This is a genomic window from Streptomyces cellostaticus (genome assembly GCF_023630175.1).
Classification (GTDB): domain Bacteria; phylum Actinomycetota; class Actinomycetes; order Streptomycetales; family Streptomycetaceae; genus Streptomyces; species Streptomyces cellostaticus_A.
Genome location: NZ_JALLIN010000077.1, coordinates 1 through 16362, shown reverse-complemented (window position 1 = coordinate 16362; position 16362 = coordinate 1). Strand labels below are relative to the sequence as shown.

The window sequence follows — 16362 nt, the reverse complement described above, 5'->3', positions numbered from 1 at the left end:
AACGGCGGCTCCGCCCCCGCCCGGGAGCAGGTGACCGCCGCCGCGCGCGCCGCGAACCGCAGCAGCCGCCGCCAGCCGTCCCGCCCCAGGGCCGCCAGCCCCCGGGACGACAGCGCGTCCTGGGTGGCCAGTCCGTGCAGCAGGGCCGCGTTCACGGTGTCACCGGCGCCGATGGTGTCCACGACCTCGACCTTCTCGCCCGGTACGGAGTGCTCCGCGTACGCCGTACCGTCCCGGGTGTGCACGGTCAGACCCTCACCGCCCCGGGTGACCACGACGGCCGAGGGGCCCGCGGCCAGCCACTCCCGCGGGGTGCCGCCGAGCCACGCGGCGTCCTCCTCGGACAGCTTCAGCAGCGTCACCGAGGGCAGCCAGCCACGGAAGCGCGCCCGGTAGGCGTCCGCGTCCGGGATGAGCCCGGTACGGACGTTGGGGTCGAGGGCGGTGAACAGGCCCCGTGCGGCGGCCGCGCGCATCAGCTTCTCGTAGGCGCTCGCCCCGGGCTCCAGGACCAGCGAGCAGGTGCCGAAGGACACCGCGCGCGTACCCGCGGGAAGAGCGGCGGGGGCGGTGAAGAGGCGGTCCGCGGTGCCGTCCACGTAGAAGGAGTAGGCGGCCGAGCCGCCGGCGTCGACGGTGGCGACGGCGAGGGTGGTCGGCTCGGGGCCGCGCTGCACGTCCGACACCTCCACCCCGGCCCGGCGCAGACCGTCGAGCAGGGCCTCGCCGAAGGCGTCGAGTGAGGTGCGGGAGCAGAAGGCGGTCGGGGAGCCGAGCCGGCCGAGGGCCACCGCGGTGTTGTACGGGCCGCCCCCCGGCGCAGGCCTCAGGTCGGCCAGGGCGCCCGGGCCACGCGGTACCAGGTCGATCAGTGCCTCTCCGGCGACGACGATCACGAGGCGGTTCCCCTCTCCAGAGGCGCGGACGGCTGCGTGCTCCAGGCGGTCCCGGTGGGCCCGGGCGGCGGGCGGCCCGCTGACCCGCCCCGCTGTTCCGGGCACCCGCGGGAGGTGCGGTGGACGAAGGCGCGGGGCAGCCGGACGGCCCTGGTGGGCCGGTCCGGCGCGGCCGGCCGCTCCCGCAGCACGCGGACGGCCCGGGCGCCGATCTCCCCGCCGGGCCGGGCGGCGGCGGTGGGCTCCGGCGCCGGGCGGGCCGCCGGGCCACGGGCGCGTGGCCTCCGGCCGCGAAGGTATCCCATCCGCCCGGATGGCGTAAACGCTCGCGCAAACGCCTACGCGGCCCGCGTCCGCCACGTCACCGCGCCGCGTCCGACCGGGTCCCCGGCGGCTCCTCGCCGCCCCGCACCCGCCCCGCACCCGCTCCTCGGCACCCCGCGGACCCCGGGTATCGTCGGGCTGCCCGCCCCCCCCTGAACAGTGGAGATCCTGATGCCCGCCCGATCGTCAGCGAGTCGTCGTACCGTCCTGCGCGGAGCCGCCGCGGCCCCGGCCGCCGGACTGGGGCTCGCCGCCTGCTCGGCGCCGGGCGGCGACGCGGCCGGCGCGGCCCCGACCACGCCGGTCGACCTCGGCGCCGAGAGCGAGGTCGCCAAGGGCGGCGCCAAGCTCTACCGGGACCGGAACGTGGTGGTGGGCCGGGACGCGGGCGGCGGGCTCAAGGCCTACAGCACGGTCTGCACCCACGCCGGCTGTGTGATCAACAAGCTCCGGGGCACCACCTTGATCTGCCCCTGCCACGGCAGTGAGTTCGACGCGCTGACCGGCGAGGTGCTGCAGGCCCCGGCCACCGAACCGCTCGGCGAGATCCCGGTCCGCGCCGCCAAGGGGAGGATCATCGCCGGGCCGGACGCCTGAGCGGGGCCATGGCGGCGAGGTCACTGCGGCGGGGGAGAACCGGAGGGCTCGTTCGCAGGGGTCACTCCCACTCCCACGCGATGCCCACCATCCCCGGCCGGATCCGGGGCTCGACCAGATGGACGCCGTGGTGCGGCGCGCTGAGGCGCAGTTCCTGCCGGCCACCGCGCGGGGCGGCCGGGGTGTGCTGGGTGAAGCGGTGGCAGCGGGCCGGCAGCGCCGCCGCGTCGAAGCCCACCTGGAGCGCGTACTGACCGCCCGGGGAGCCGAACCGGTGGACGTACTCGCCCGACACTCCCGCCGTGCCGTCCTCGACGCCGTAGCGGAAGAGAAACGTGTCCCCCGAGCTCAGCCGGGTACCGAACAGCAGCTCCGCCACCAGCACACCGGTGTCGTGGTCCCAGCGGACCCGGCCGGTGCGGCAGTTCTCCAGTGCGTGCACCGCCATCGCGCCCGGACTGCAGCCGGGGTCGCCGTGGTGGACGGCGACGAAGCGGTCGACGCCGTCGCGATGGGCCCGCACGATGTGCTGGGACTCCAGCCCGGCCAGCTCGCGCCGGGCACCGATCCGGACCCGCTCGTGCCGGCCCAGGGTGTGCAGCCCCCCGTCCCGGAACCAGTCCAGATCGGCTCCGAGCCGGTTCCCGGCGTCACAGGCCGCGGCCAGGGAGCGGTAGGAGCGGGCCGGACCGCGGCCGGTGGGCCCGGACCCGCCGGGCTCGGTGAGCAGCCGGATCAGTGACTCGTCCGGCAGCCGCAGGATCTCCTCCAGCGCCCGCACCGCGCGCAGCGACTCGGGGCGCTGCGGGCGCCGGGCCCCCTGCTGCCAGTAGCTCAGGCTCGTGACGCCGACCCGGACCCCGTGGCGGGACAGGTGGTGCTGCACGCGCTGGAGCGGCAGTCCGCGGGCGGCTATCGCGGCGCGCAGCGCCACATGGAAGGGGCCGCCCCGCAGGGCCGTGTCCAGTTCGGCGGTGGGGACGTCCGCGTGCTCTGTGGCGTGCCGCATGGACAGAGGCCTTTCTGTGAGGTGTCACGACGGCTGGTCAGACCGCTGGCGCGGGCGTGGGATCCACTCCCGCGGGCGCCCGGGTACGCCCGTTCCCGCGCACGTCGCGTCCGTGCCCGGTGGGCACGGCCCCGAGTTCCCACGCATTGAAGCGTGTTGACCATGACCCGACAACACCGCGGACCGGTCGCGCTCCGCTCCGGCCTGGCCGGGGCCCCCGCACGCGCCGTTTCCGGCCGGTCCCGTCCGGCCGGGAAGCGCCCTCCCCGGGGAGCGCCGTCCACAGGCCCGACGCGGTGTCGGCGCTCGCCAGTAGGGTGTGGAGCATGGCCGATCCCTCCAGCTACCGCCCCAGGCCGGGTGAGATCCCGGACTCTCCCGGGGTGTACAGGTTCCGTGACGAGCACCGCCGGGTGATCTACGTCGGAAAGGCGAAGAGCCTGCGCCAGCGCCTGGCGAACTACTTCCAGGACCTGGCGGGCCTGCACCCCCGCACCCGGACGATGGTGACCACCGCCGCGTCCGTGGAGTGGACCGTGGTGTCCACGGAGGTCGAGGCGCTGCAGCTGGAGTACTCCTGGATCAAGGAGTACGACCCCCGGTTCAACGTCAAGTACCGCGACGACAAGAGCTACCCGTACCTCGCCGTGACGATGAACGAGGAGTTCCCGCGCGTGCAGGTGATGCGCGGTCACAAGAAGAAGGGCGTCAGGTACTTCGGCCCGTACGCGCACGCGTGGGCCATCCGGGACACCGTGGACCTGCTGCTCCGGGTCTTCCCGGTGCGCACCTGCTCGGCCGGTGTCTTCAAGAACGCCGCCCGCACGGGCCGGCCCTGCCTGCTCGGTTACATCGGCAAGTGCTCCGCCCCCTGCGTCGGCCGGATCACCCCGGAGGACCACCGGGACCTGGCCGAGGAGTTCAGCGACTTCATGGCCGGCCGCACCGGCACCTACCTCCGCCGTCTGGAGGGCCGGATGGCCCGGGCCGCGCAGGAGATGGAGTACGAGCGGGCCGCCCGCCTGCGCGACGACATCGGGGCCCTGAAGAAGGCCATGGAGAAGAACGCGGTCGTCCTCGCCGACGCGACCGACGCCGACCTCATCGCCGTCGCCGAGGACGAGCTGGAGGCGGCGGTGCAGATCTTCCACGTGCGCGGCGGCCGGGTGCGCGGCCAGCGCGGCTGGGTGACGGACAAGGTCGAGGAGGTCACGACCGGTGCCCTCGTCGAGCACGCCCTGCAGCAGCTCTACGGCGAGGAGAGCGGGGACGCCGTACCCAAGGAGGTCCTGGTCCCGGCCCTGCCGGAGCCGGTCGAGCCGGTCCAGGAGTGGCTGGCCGGCCGCCGCGGGGCGCACGTCTCGCTGCGTGTGCCGCAGCGCGGCGACAAGAGGGCGCTCATGGAGACCGTGCAGCGCAACGCCCTGCAGGCCCTCGCGCTGCACAAGACCAAGCGCGCCTCCGACCTGACCACGCGTTCGCGCGCGCTGGAGGAGATCGCCGAGGCCCTGGACCTGGACAGCGCGCCGCTGCGCATCGAGTGCTACGACATCTCGCACCTCCAGGGCGACGACGTGGTCGCCTCCATGGTCGTCTTCGAGGACGGGCTGCAGCGCAAGAGCGAGTACCGCCGCTTCCAGATCAAGGGCTTCGCCGGGCAGGACGACGTCCGCTCCATGCACGAGGTCATCGGCCGCCGCTTCCGGCGCTACCTCGCGGAGAAGGAGCGGACGGGGGAGTGGGCCGACGGCCGGGAGGCGGCGGCCGGCGTCGGGACCGCGCTCGGCGACGGCGGGCCCGCCCCCACCGGCGAAGGGCCCGCATCCGCTGACGGCGGTACCCCGCCCAGCCTCGGCGGAACCCCGCCCAGCGACGGCACGGGCGTCCCGCCGAACGGCACCGACGTGCTCGACGGCGCCCTCAAGGACGACGACGGCCGTCCCAGGAAGTTCGCCTACCCGCCCCAGCTCGTGGTCGTCGACGGAGGGCAGCCGCAGGTCGCCGCGGCCCGCCGGGCACTGGACGAACTGGGCATCGACGACATCGCCGTGTGCGGCCTCGCCAAGCGCCTGGAGGAGGTATGGGTGCCCGGCGAGGACGACCCGGTGGTCCTGCCCCGCACCAGCGAGGGCCTGTACCTGCTCCAGCGGGTACGGGACGAGGCCCACCGCTTCGCGATCACCTATCAGCGCACCAGGCGCGCCAGGCGTTTCCGCGCCGGCCCCCTGGACGACGTACCCGGCCTCGGCGACACCCGCAAGCAGGCGCTCATCAAGCATTTCGGCTCGGTGAAGAGACTGCGGTCCGCGACAATCGAGCAGATCCAGGAGGTGCCCGGGATAGGCCGCAAGACGGCCGAGACCATCGCCGCGGCCCTCGCCGGGGCGGTCCCGGCCGGCCCCGCCGTGAACACGGCGACCGGAGAGATCATTGAGGACGAGGAACCCGGAACGACGGCGGGTTCCGCGGGAGAGCCCGTGAGCGCGGGCCTCCCGGACGAACGACGGGGGCAGGAGACATGACCGAGCACGACGCACAGCCCACGGCACAGCGAGAACAGGCGCACGGGGAAGCGGGCGGGAACCAGCCGCGCCAGGCGGCCGCCGCAGACCCGCGGCAGCCGGTCCAGGACAACGGAGCACAGGTGAGCACGGACGTCACACCGGCCGGCCCCGCCGAGGCGGCCATTCCCGAGCTGGTGATCATCTCCGGCATGTCCGGAGCGGGCCGGTCGACGGCGGCGAAGTGCCTGGAGGACCTCGGCTGGTTCGTCGTCGACAACCTGCCGCCCGCGCTCATCCCGACCATGGTCGAGCTGGGCGCCCGCTCCCAGGGCAACGTGGCGCGGATCGCGGTCGTCGTCGACGTGCGCGGCCGCCGCTTCTTCGACAACCTCCGCGAGTCCCTGGCGGACCTGGAGGCCAAGCACGTCACCCGGCGGATCGTCTTCCTGGAGTCCTCCGACGACGCCCTGGTGCGCCGCTTCGAGTCGGTGCGCCGCCCGCACCCCCTGCAGGGCGACGGCCGGATCGTCGACGGCATCGCCGCCGAGCGCGAACTGCTGCGCGAACTGCGCGGCGACGCGGACCTGGTGATCGACACCTCCAGCCTGAACGTGCACGAGCTGCGAGCCAAGATGGACGCCCAGTTCGCGGGCGAGGAGGAGCCCGAGCTGCGGGCCACCGTCATGTCCTTCGGCTTCAAGTACGGTCTCCCGGTCGACGCCGACCTGGTCGCGGACATGCGCTTCCTGCCCAACCCGCACTGGGTCCCGGAGCTGCGCCCGTACACCGGCGTCAACGAGGAGGTCGCCCGTTACGTCTTCAACCAGCCCGGCGCCAAGGAGTTCCTCGACCGGTACGCCGAGCTGCTGCGCCTCGTCGCGGCCGGTTACCGGCGCGAGGGCAAGCGGTACGTGACCATCGCCATCGGCTGCACCGGGGGCAAGCACCGTTCGGTGGCGATGTCGGAGAAGCTCGCCGCGCGCCTCGCGGCCGAGGGCGTGGAGACGGTGCTCGTACACCGGGACATGGGACGGGAATGACGGAACGTACACGGCGGCTGAGCCGGCTGCGCCGGATGGTGCCGGACAGCCGCCAGGGCCGTACGGCGGCCGACGGCGGGGCGGCCCGCGCGGCGGAGGCTCGCGGCGGCCGCCCCCGCAGGCGCGGAGCCCAGCCCAAGGTCGTCGCGCTCGGCGGCGGCATGGGTCTGTCCGCCTCGCTCGCCGCGCTGCGCCGGATCACCGGTGACCTCACCGCCGTCGTCACGGTGGCCGACGACGGCGGCTCCAGCGGCCGGCTGCGCGACGAGCTGGGCGTGCTCCCGCCCGGGGACCTGCGCAAGGCGCTGGCCGCGCTGTGCGGGGACGACGACTGGGGGCAGACCTGGGCCCGGGTCATCCAGCACCGCTTCCAGTCCCAGGGCGACCTGCACGACCACGCGGTCGGCAACCTGCTGATCGTGGCCCTGTGGGAGCAGCTCGGCGACCACGTGCAGGCTCTGGACCTGGTCGGCAAGCTGCTCGGCGCGCACGGGCGGGTGCTGCCCATGTCCGCCGTGCCGCTGGAGCTGCAGGCCCTGGTCAAGGGGCACGACCCGGAGCGCCCCGAGGACGTGGACACCGTCCGCGGCCAGGCGACGGTGGCCCTCACGCCGGGCGAGGTGCAGTCGGTGCACCTCGTGCCGCACGACCCGCCGGCCGTCCCGGACGCCGTCGCCGCGGTCCTGGACGCGGACTGGGTGGTGCTCGGCCCCGGCTCCTGGTTCTCCTCGGTCATCCCGCACCTGCTCGTCCCCGAGCTGCTGGACGCCCTCACCGCGACCAAGGCGCGCCGTGTACTGTCGCTGAACCTCGCCCCGCAGCCGGGAGAAACCGAGGGCTTCTCCCCGCAGCGTCATTTGGAGGTTTTGGGGCGACACGCCCCTAAACTCGCCCTGGACGTGGTGCTGGCCGACGAGGCCGCCGTGCCCGACCGCGACTCCCTCACCGAGGCCGCCAAGCGGCTCGGGGCCGCGGTCGAGCTGGCGCCGGTGGCCCAGACCGACGGAAGCCCCAGGCACGACCCGGAGCTGTTGGCCGCCGCGTACGACCGTATTTTTCGGATGCATGGAAGGATCGGCCCATGGCGATGACGGCAGCGGTGAAGGACGAGATCTCCCGGCTCCCCGTCACCCGGACCTGCTGCAGGAAGGCGGAGGTCTCCGCCATTCTGCGGTTCGCCGGCGGCCTTCACCTGGTGAGCGGGCGCATCGTGATCGAGGCGGAGCTGGACACCGCGATGGCCGCCCGCCGGCTCAAGCGGGACATCCTGGAGATCTTCGGCCACAGCTCGGAACTGATCGTCATGGCGCCCGGTGGCCTGCGCCGCGGCTCGCGCTACGTGGTGCGGGTCGTGGCGGGCGGTGACCAGCTCGCCCGCCAGACCGGTCTCGTCGACGGCCGGGGCCGTCCGATCCGCGGCCTGCCCCCGCAGGTGGTCTCGGGGGCCACCTGCGACGCGGAGGCCGCCTGGCGCGGGGCGTTCCTGGCACACGGCTCGCTGACCGAGCCGGGCCGTTCCTCCTCCCTGGAGGTGACCTGTCCCGGGCCGGAGGCCGCGCTCGCCCTGGTCGGTGCCGCCCGCCGGCTGTCCATCGCGGCCAAGGCCCGCGAGGTGCGCGGGGTGGACCGGGTGGTCGTCCGTGACGGTGACGCGATCGGCGCCCTGCTGACCCGGCTCGGCGCGCACGAGTCCGTGCTGGCCTGGGAGGAGCGCCGGATGCGGCGCGAGGTGCGGGCCACCGCCAACCGGCTCGCCAACTTCGACGACGCCAACCTGCGACGCTCGGCGCGTGCCGCCGTGGCCGCCGGTGCCCGGGTCCAGCGGGCCCTGGAGATCCTCGGCGAGGAGGTGCCCGAGCACCTCGCCGCCGCCGGGCGCCTGCGCATGGAGCACAAGCAGGCCTCCCTGGAGGAGCTGGGGGCGCTCGCCGATCCGCCGCTCACCAAGGACGCGGTCGCGGGCCGGATCCGCCGGCTGCTGGCGATGGCCGACAAGCGCGCCTCCGACATGGGCGTCCCGGGCACCGAGTCCAACCTCTCGGAGGAACTGGCGGACAACCTGGCGGGCTGATCCGCTCCACGCCGACTCACCCCGACTCGCCGGTGGCGGCGCCCACTTGGGCGGCCGGCACCGGCGTTTGCGTGGCCATGAGGCGCCCTTGACTCGATCATGGAGTGACATGAACCTGGCAGCCTGGTCGTCGCTGGGGCGGTCAGGCCCTAGGGGGGTTCATGAGACACAGAGCGAGATCGATCCTCGCCGTCGGCGCGCTCCTCGCCGCAGCCGCGAGCCTCACGCCCGTCGCCCAGGCGCGGGGAGCGGGTTCCACCCCGGCCCACCCCGACGCGGTGAAGGTCTTCCGCGCCCAGGTCACCCGCCAGCAGCTGCCCCTGCTCCTCGCGGTCGGCCAGGACGGCCGCGAGCTGTCCGGGCAGGTGGCCGCGGGCGGCCGGACCGGCGTCGAGGTCTATCTGACCGAGCGCCAGGCCAGGAGGCTCGAGCGGCAGGGTGTCCGGCTCACCGAGCACACCCTGTCGGCCCGCACCGAGGCCCGCCTGGAGGACGCCGCCCAGGGCGTGTTCCGCCCGTACAGCGGCGACGGCGGCCTGAAGGAGGAGATCCTGCGGACGGCGCGGGCCAACCCCGGCCTGACCAAGGTCGAGTCCATCGGGAAGACCGTCGGCGGCCAGGACATCCTCGCGCTCAGACTGACCAGGGACGCCAGGAAGTCGAAGGACGGCTCCAAGCCCTCCGTGCTCTACATGTCGAACCAGCACGCGCGCGAGTGGATCACGCCCGAGACGACCCGCCGCCTGATGCACTACTACCTGGACAACTACCGCACCGACCGGCGCATCAGAAGGATCGTCGACTCGACCGAGCTGTGGTTCGTCCTGTCCGCCAACCCCGACGGCTACGACTACACCTTCAAGAGCCCCGGCAACCGCCTGTGGCGCAAGAACCTCCGTGACGTCAACGGCGACGGTGTCATCGGCACCGGCGACGGCGTCGACCTCAACCGCAACTTCGCCTACAAGTGGGGCTACGACGACGAGGGTTCGTCCCCCAATCCCACCAGTCAGACCTACCGCGGCGCGAGCCCCGGGTCGGAGCCGGAGACCGTGGCCCTGGACCGCCTCGAGAAGCGGGTCGGGTTCGAGTACGCCGTCAACTACCACTCCGCGGCCGAACTCCTGCTCTACGGCGTCGGCTGGCAGGTGGCCACGCCCACCCCCGACGACGTCCTCTACCGGGCGCTCGCCGGCACCCCCGCCGAACCGGCCGTTCCGGGCTACCACCCGCAGCTCTCCTCGGAGCTGTACACCACCAACGGCGAGGCGGACGGCCACGCCTCGAACGTCAACGGCGTCTCGATGTTCACTCCCGAGATGTCGACCTGCCAGACCGCCTCGGAGGTCGATCCGGACGACGCCTGGAGGCCGCAGGACTGCCGGTCGGTGTTCAACTTCCCCGACGACGAGAAGCTGATCCAGCAGGAGTTCGTGAAGAACGTCCCCTTCGCGCTCTCCGTCGCCGAGACCGCCGCCCACCCGGACCGGCCGGTCTCCGCGGTCGGTCTCACCGCCGCCGACATCACCCCGGCCGCCTTCACCACGTCGTACTCCCGCGGTGCCGGCCAGGAGGTCTCGGCCGTCGTCCGCAGGGCGGTCCGCGGCAAGAGGCTCAAGTACCGCGTCAACAAGGGCCGTACGCACGAGCGGCCGCTGCGGCCCTGGCGGGGCGGCCGGACCTACGGCGGCGAGGACGACCTCTACTTCGAGGAGTACCGGGCCACGGTGCGCGGGGGCAGGCCGGGCGACCGGGTCGAGGTGTGGTTCACCGGTGAGGCGGGCAAGGGCGGGAAGGTGACCGGCCCGCACTTCACCTACACCGTCGCCGAGCGGTCCCGCGCGGACACGCTCGTCGTCGCCGAGGAGGGCGCGACCGCCGCCGAGGCACGGAAGTACGTGGACGCGCTCCGGGCGGCCGGGCGCCGGGCGATCGTGTGGGACGTGGCCCTGCGGGGCGCCCCGGACGCCCTCGGCGTGCTGAAGCACTTCCGCACCGTCGTGCACTACTCGGGCCCGGGCGGCCCGGGCAACGCCACCCAGCTGCAGCTTCGCGCCTACCTGAACGAGGGCGGCAGGCTGATCGAGGCCGGCGAACTGGCCGGCGGCAGCGTCGACCTCGGTGACGGGACGCTCTCGAACGACTTCAGCCAGTACTACCTGGGCGCCTACAGCCGCACCTCGACCAAGGGGGCGACCGGTTTCACCGGCTCCGGCGGCCTCGACGGCTACAGCGGCGCCCTGGGTGACGCGCCCGGCAATCCGCTGGACCGGGCCGGCACCTACGGCGTCACCTCCGACGAGCTGCCCCCGTCCACGTACCCGCAGTTCAGGAGCGAGGGCGCGGGCCGGTTCGCCGGCACCGTCAACCCGTACGGGCCGTACAGCGGCTCCGCCATGGCCGCCGCGGTGCACACCGACGACGCCTACAAGCGCCTCACCCGCACCATCGACCTCACCGGTGTCAGCGCGGCGGAGCGGCCCACCCTGTCCACCCGCCTGCTCTGGGACACCGAACCCGGCTACGACCACGCCGTGGTCGAGGCGCACACCGTGGGCGCCGACGACTGGACGACCCTGCCGGAGAAGGGCGGGGCCACCACCGACGCCGTACCGGCCGAGTGCGGAGCCGGCTTCCTGATCGGCGAGCACCCGTGGCTCGGGCACTACCTGACGCTCGGGGACGGCACCTGCGCCCCGACCGGCACCACCGGTTCGTGGCACAGCCTCACCGGCAGCTCGGACGGCTGGCGGCAGACGGGCTTCGACCTCGGCGCCTACGCCGGGCGGACGGTGGAGGTCTCCATCGCCTACGTCACCGACCCGGGCAGCGGCGGACACGGTGTCCTCGCCGACGACGCCTCCCTCGTCGTCGGCGGCACGGCGAGGGACACGGAGGGATTCGAGTCGTCCCTCGGCGCCTGGAAGGTGTCCGGTCCGCCCGCCGGCAGCCCGGCGGTGCTGAAGGACTGGACCCGGACCGGGACCCTGTTCCAGACCTACGGAGCGGTGACCACCGACCGCACCGTGCTGCTCGGGTTCGGGCTGGAACAGGTGCCGTCGGCCGCCGACCGGGCCGCCGTGGTGAGGAAGGCGCTGGCCGCACTCGACAGGTGAGCGGAGCCCCCTCTCAACAGTGCGCCGGGGCTTGCTCATCAGGTGAGCCGACCCGCTCACGAACGAGTGAAAAAGGCGTCGGAGGGCGCTCGCATTCCGCAACAAATGGGAGTGAAACGAATGCCGATCCGGGTGGGTCCGTACCCTACTGACGGGTACGGACCCACTGCCCGTGTATGCGGCATCTCGATGTCACCCCAGGGCCCCCGGAGGGGTAGGGTCGGGGGTGGTCGGGGACATCCCAAATACAGCTCGCCGGCACCGCATGGCCGGCGTACCAACGAGGAGATCGGTTCGTGACGATCCGCGTAGGCATCAACGGCTTCGGCCGCATCGGGCGTAACTACTTCCGCGCACTGCTGCAGCAGGGTGCGGACATCGAGGTCGTGGCTGTCAATGACCTGGGTGACACCGCGACCACCGCGCACCTGCTGAAGTACGACACGATCCTGGGCCGCCTCAAGCAGGAGGTCTCCCACACCGCCGACACGATCACCGTCGACGGCCACACCATCAAGGTCCTGTCGGAGCGCAACCCGGCCGACATCCCCTGGGGGGAGCTGGGCGTCGACATCGTCATCGAGTCGACCGGCATCTTCACCAAGAAGGAGGACGCCGCCAAGCACATCGCCGGCGGCGCCAAGAAGGTCCTCATCTCGGCTCCGGCCAAGGACGAGGACATCACCATCGTGATGGGCGTCAACCAGGACAAGTACGACCCGGCGAACCACCACGTCATCTCCAACGCCTCCTGCACCACCAACTGCGTGGCGCCGATGGCGAAGGTGCTCGACGAGAACTTCGGCATCGTCAAGGGCCTGATGACGACGGTGCACGCGTACACGAACGACCAGCGCATCCTGGACTTCCCGCACAAGGACCTGCGCCGCGCCCGTGCCGCCGCCGAGAACATCATCCCGACCACCACGGGTGCCGCCAAGGCCACCGCGCTGGTCCTGCCGCAGCTCAAGGGCAAGCTGGACGGCATCGCGATGCGCGTGCCGGTTCCCACCGGCTCCGCCACCGACCTGGTGGTGCAGCTCCAGCGCGAGGTCACCAAGGACGAGGTCAACGCCGCGTTCAAGAAGGCCTCCGAGGACGGCGACCTCAAGGGCTTCCTGGCCTACACCGAGGACGAGATCGTCTCCTCGGACATCGTCGGCGACCCGGCCTCCTGCACCTTCGACTCCTCCCTGACCATGGTTCAGGACGGCAACTCGGTGAAGATCCTGGGCTGGTACGACAACGAGTGGGGCTACTCCAACCGCCTCGTGGACCTCACGGTCTTCGTCGGCGACCAGCTCTGATCGCCCAAGATCACAGCAGCAGGACCTTGAAGTGAGAGCAGGGCTCGGGCAGCGCACCGTCGCGCTGTCCGGGCCCTGTCTCGCGTACGGACCACGCCCTCATACGATCAGGGGCATCAAGAGCCCTCCTCAGGAGTCCACCCCATGAAGACGATCGACGAACTTCTCGCCGACGGCGTGAGCGGAAAGCGGGTCTTCGTCCGCGCCGACCTCAACGTGCCGCTCGCCGACGGGACCATCACCGACGACGGCCGCATCCGTGCCGTCCTGCCCACCGTGAAGGCCCTCGCGGACGCGGGCGCCAGGGTGGTCGTCGCCTCGCACCTGGGCCGCCCCAAGGGCGCCCCGGACCCCGCCTTCTCCCTCGCCCCGGCGGCCTCCCGCCTGGGTGAACTCCTCGGCTCCGCCGTGGCCTTCGCGGCCGACACCGTGGGGCGGTCCGCCCAGGAGACGGTCGCCGGGCTCTCCGACGGCCAGGTCGCCGTCCTGGAGAACCTCCGCTTCAACCCGGGCGAGACGGCCAAGGACGACGCCGAGCGCGGCGCGTTCGCCGACAGGCTCGCCGCCCTCGCCGACGTGTACGTCGGTGACGGCTTCGGCGCCGTGCACCGCAAGCACGCCTCGGTGTACGACCTCCCGGCCCGCCTGCCGCACTACGCCGGCCACCTCATCGCCGCCGAGGTCGGCGTCCTGAGGAAGCTCACCGAGGACGTCAAGCGCCCGTACGTCGTCGCGCTCGGCGGCGCCAAGGTCTCCGACAAGCTCGCCGTCATCGACGAGCTGCTCGACAAGGCCGACCGCCTGCTCATCGGCGGCGGCATGGCCTACACCTTCCTCAAGGCCAAGGGCTACGAGGTCGGCATCTCCCTCCTGCAGGAGGACCAGGTCCCGGCCGTCACCGAGTACATGGAGCGCGCGCAGAAGCAGGGCGTCGAGCTGCTGCTGCCCCTCGACGTCGTGGTCTCCCGGGAGTTCCCGGACCTCAAGGCCAAGGCGGCCACCGAGCACACCGTGGTCGACGCGGACCGGATCCCCGCCGACCAGGAGGGCCTGGACATCGGTCCGAGGACCCGGGAGCTCTACGCCTCGAAGCTCGCCGACGCCGAGACCGTCTTCTGGAACGGTCCCATGGGCGTCTTCGAGCACCCCGACTACGCCGAGGGCACCAGGGCGGTCGCCCAGGCCCTCGTGGAGACCGACGGCTTCACCGTCGTCGGCGGCGGTGACTCCGCCGCGGCCGTGCGTACGCTCGGCTTCGACGAGAACGCATTCGGCCATATCTCGACCGGTGGTGGCGCCTCCCTCGAATACCTCGAGGGCAAGACGCTCCCCGGCCTCGCCGCACTGGAGGACTGAACTCAATGAGCACGCGCACGCCGCTGATGGCGGGCAACTGGAAGATGAACCTCAACCACCTCGAGGCCATCGCGCACGTCCAGAAGCTCGCCTTCGCCCTGGCCGACAAGGACTACGAGGCCGTCGAGGTCGCCGTCCTGCCGCCCTTCACCGACCTGCGCTCCGTGCAGACCCTGGTCGACGGCGACAAGCTCAGGATCAAGTACGGCGCCCAGGACCTGTCCGCGCACGACTCCGGCGCCTACACCGGCGAGATCTCCGGCTCGATGCTGGCCAAGCTGAAGTGCACGTACGTGGCGGTCGGCCACTCCGAGCGCCGGCAGTACCACAACGAGACCGACGACGTCGTGAACGCCAAGGTCAAGGCCGCCTACAAGCACGGTCTCACCCCGATCCTGTGCGTCGGCGAGGAGCTGGACGTCCGCGAGGCGGGCGACCACGTGGCGCACACCCTCGCGCAGGTCGAGGGCGGCCTGAAGGACCTCCCGGCCGAGCAGGCCGAGACGATCGTGATCGCCTACGAGCCGGTGTGGGCCATCGGCACGGGCAAGGTCTGCGGCGCCTCGGACGCCCAGGAGGTCTGCGCCGCCATCCGCGCCAAGCTCGCCGAGCTGTACTCCCAGGAGCTGGCCGACGCGGTCCGCATCCAGTACGGCGGCTCCGTGAAGTCGGGCAACGTCGCCGAGATCATGGCGCAGGCCGACATCGACGGCGCCCTGGTCGGCGGTGCCTCGCTGGACGCCGACGAGTTCGTGAAGATCGTTCGGTTCCGCGATCAGTGATCGAGGCCGTGAGTAGGCGGTAACGGCGATTCGTCGTACCCTTGCGGGGGCACGGCCCTGGTGCTGTGCCCCCGTCGTCCATCCGATTCCGAGGAAGTTGGTCCAGCCGTGGTTCTGGGGTTCTCGATCGCCCTGATCGTCTTCAGCCTGCTGATGATGCTGCTGGTGCTGATGCACAAGGGAAAGGGCGGCGGCCTCTCCGACATGTTCGGTGGCGGCATGCAGTCGTCCGTCGGCGGCTCCTCGGTCGCCGAGCGCAACCTGGACCGGATCACCGTCGTGGTCGGGCTCCTGTGGTTCGCCTGCATCGTCGTCCTCGGCCTGCTGATGAAGTCGAACGGCTGATCCGCACCGCCCGGGTACGTCCATTCCGTACGCAAGGCCCCATGTTCGGTACGCGCCCCTGTGCGCGGCCTATCATGGGGCCTGCGTCCGTGTGCGGGGCGGTAACTCCAATCACTGGACGCGCGTTGGGCCTTACGTAGACTGAGGCGCTCGCAGTGAAGCGAAACGCCGACTCGCTTTGCGGCACCATCACGCAGGGAGTTACGACCGTGGCAAGTGGCAACGCGATCCGAGGTAGCCGGGTCGGGGCGGGGCCGATGGGCGAGGCCGAGCGCGGCGAGTCCGCGCCGCGTCTGCGCATCTCCTTCTGGTGCTCCAACGGGCATGAGACCCAGCCCAGCTTCGCCAGCGACGCGCAGGTGCCCGAGACCTGGGACTGCCCGCGCTGCGGCTTCCCGGCCGGCCAGGACCGGGACAACCCGCCGGACCCGCCGCGCACCGAGCCGTACAAGACGCACCTCGCGTACGTACGGGAGCGGCGCAGCGACGCGGACGGCGAGGCGATCCTCGCCGAGGCCCTCGCCAAGCTGCGCGGCGAGATCTGAGACCCGCGACCGGCCGGGCGCCCACGGGCGTCCGGCCGCGGTCGTGGCGGGGCCCGCGCGGCCGGGACGCTTTCCCGCCGCCGTCGTGCTGACACCTGCCCGCAAGCCGGACGTACCTGTTGTTGCCCGCGTCGACGACGCCACGAGCGCTCGTCCCGGTGCTGATCAACTAGGTTGGGACCGGCAGCGGGGCAAGGTACACAGCACGACAGGTCGCAGGAAAGAAGGCTGACGTCGAGATGAACGCAGACGGCCGTACCAGGCTCAACCAGAGGCCCGAGTGGAGCGCTCTCGCCAAGCACCGGGAGGAGCTGGCCGACACCCATCTGCGGGACCTGTTCGCCGCCGACCCCGAGCGCGGCGCCGGGTACACGCTGCAGGTCGGCGACCTGCACATCGACTACTCCAAGCACCTGGTCACCGACGACACGCTGCGGCTGCTGCGCGAGCTCGCCGCCGCGACGGACGTC

The 16362-nt window shown here is 72.4% G+C and carries 13 protein-coding genes and 1 pseudogene; 12 read left to right on the top strand and 2 right to left on the bottom strand.

The window, feature by feature from the left end:
* Positions 1-896 (bottom strand): carbohydrate kinase family protein (locus MXD57_RS30260; RefSeq protein WP_250405362.1); only part of this gene is annotated, 896 nt, incomplete at its 3' end.
* Between the two features lie 495 nt (positions 897-1391).
* On the opposite strand from MXD57_RS30260, the gene MXD57_RS30250 reads away from it, so the two are divergent.
* A complete protein-coding gene (locus MXD57_RS30250) occupies positions 1392-1817 on the top strand; it encodes a Rieske (2Fe-2S) protein (RefSeq protein ID WP_250405361.1) in 426 nt (141 codons plus the stop codon).
* A 61-nt stretch (positions 1818-1878) separates the two neighbouring features.
* Here MXD57_RS30250 and MXD57_RS30245 read toward each other — a convergent pair whose 3' ends face one another.
* The gene (locus MXD57_RS30245; RefSeq protein WP_250405360.1) at positions 1879-2826 is read right to left on the bottom strand and encodes a hypothetical protein; all 948 of its coding nucleotides are present in this window, start codon (positions 2824-2826) and stop codon (positions 1879-1881) included.
* A gap of 326 nt (positions 2827-3152) precedes the next feature.
* Between MXD57_RS30245 and uvrC the strand changes: the two genes are divergently transcribed.
* The 11 genes and pseudogenes from uvrC to MXD57_RS30190 all read left to right on the top strand — a co-directional run.
* Positions 3153-5348 (top strand): excinuclease ABC subunit UvrC, encoded by a 2196-nt coding sequence (gene uvrC / locus MXD57_RS30240; protein WP_250405359.1) that lies wholly within the window; start codon positions 3153-3155, stop codon positions 5346-5348.
* Positions 5345-6370, top strand: coding sequence for an RNase adapter RapZ (rapZ, locus tag MXD57_RS30235; protein ID WP_250405358.1), 1026 nt, complete (start codon positions 5345-5347; stop codon positions 6368-6370). The genes uvrC and rapZ overlap by 4 nt, the downstream gene beginning before the upstream one ends.
* Positions 6367-7461 (top strand): gluconeogenesis factor YvcK family protein, encoded by a 1095-nt coding sequence (locus tag MXD57_RS30230; RefSeq protein WP_250405357.1) that lies wholly within the window; start codon positions 6367-6369, stop codon positions 7459-7461. Before rapZ ends, MXD57_RS30230 begins: the two co-directional genes overlap by 4 nt.
* The gene (gene whiA, locus MXD57_RS30225; protein WP_250405356.1) at positions 7452-8441 is read left to right on the top strand and encodes a DNA-binding protein WhiA; all 990 of its coding nucleotides are present in this window, start codon (positions 7452-7454) and stop codon (positions 8439-8441) included. The genes MXD57_RS30230 and whiA overlap by 10 nt, the downstream gene beginning before the upstream one ends.
* Positions 8442-8602: 161 nt before the next feature.
* Positions 8603-11557 carry a M14 family metallopeptidase gene (locus tag MXD57_RS30220; RefSeq protein ID WP_250405355.1) on the top strand — a complete coding sequence of 985 codons (2955 nt, stop codon included), beginning with the start codon at positions 8603-8605 and terminating at the stop codon, positions 11555-11557.
* Positions 11558-11853: 296 nt separating this feature from the next.
* Positions 11854-12864 (top strand): type I glyceraldehyde-3-phosphate dehydrogenase, encoded by a 1011-nt coding sequence (gap, locus tag MXD57_RS30215; RefSeq protein ID WP_199210127.1) that lies wholly within the window; start codon positions 11854-11856, stop codon positions 12862-12864.
* A 144-nt stretch (positions 12865-13008) separates the two neighbouring features.
* The gene (locus tag MXD57_RS30210; RefSeq protein ID WP_250405354.1) at positions 13009-14220 is read left to right on the top strand and encodes a phosphoglycerate kinase; all 1212 of its coding nucleotides are present in this window, start codon (positions 13009-13011) and stop codon (positions 14218-14220) included.
* Positions 14221-14225: 5 nt separating this feature from the next.
* Positions 14226-15002, top strand: a complete 777-nt coding sequence (gene tpiA, locus MXD57_RS30205) for a triose-phosphate isomerase (RefSeq protein WP_250405353.1) — start codon at positions 14226-14228, stop codon at positions 15000-15002.
* A 108-nt stretch (positions 15003-15110) separates the two neighbouring features.
* On the top strand, positions 15111-15347 hold the full coding sequence (gene secG, locus MXD57_RS30200; RefSeq protein WP_250405352.1) for a preprotein translocase subunit SecG: 237 nt from the start codon (positions 15111-15113) through the stop codon (positions 15345-15347).
* Positions 15348-15556: 209 nt separating this feature from the next.
* Positions 15557-15892 (top strand): RNA polymerase-binding protein RbpA, encoded by a 336-nt coding sequence (locus MXD57_RS30195; RefSeq protein ID WP_003976875.1) that lies wholly within the window; start codon positions 15557-15559, stop codon positions 15890-15892.
* A 239-nt stretch (positions 15893-16131) separates the two neighbouring features.
* Positions 16132-16362: pseudogene (locus MXD57_RS30190) on the top strand (glucose-6-phosphate isomerase); the annotation flags it as partial.

Coding starts and splice junctions, on each gene's coding strand:
- MXD57_RS30250 (WP_250405361.1), top strand. CDS start 1,392: ATGCCCGCCCGATCGTCAGCGAGTCGTCGTACCGTCCTGCGCGGAGCC.
- MXD57_RS30245 (WP_250405360.1), bottom strand. CDS start 2,826: ATGCGGCACGCCACAGAGCACGCGGACGTCCCCACCGCCGAACTGGAC.
- uvrC (WP_250405359.1), top strand. CDS start 3,153: ATGGCCGATCCCTCCAGCTACCGCCCCAGGCCGGGTGAGATCCCGGAC.
- rapZ (WP_250405358.1), top strand. CDS start 5,345: ATGACCGAGCACGACGCACAGCCCACGGCACAGCGAGAACAGGCGCAC.
- MXD57_RS30230 (WP_250405357.1), top strand. CDS start 6,367: ATGACGGAACGTACACGGCGGCTGAGCCGGCTGCGCCGGATGGTGCCG.
- whiA (WP_250405356.1), top strand. CDS start 7,452: ATGGCGATGACGGCAGCGGTGAAGGACGAGATCTCCCGGCTCCCCGTC.
- MXD57_RS30220 (WP_250405355.1), top strand. CDS start 8,603: ATGAGACACAGAGCGAGATCGATCCTCGCCGTCGGCGCGCTCCTCGCC.
- MXD57_RS30210 (WP_250405354.1), top strand. CDS start 13,009: ATGAAGACGATCGACGAACTTCTCGCCGACGGCGTGAGCGGAAAGCGG.
- tpiA (WP_250405353.1), top strand. CDS start 14,226: ATGAGCACGCGCACGCCGCTGATGGCGGGCAACTGGAAGATGAACCTC.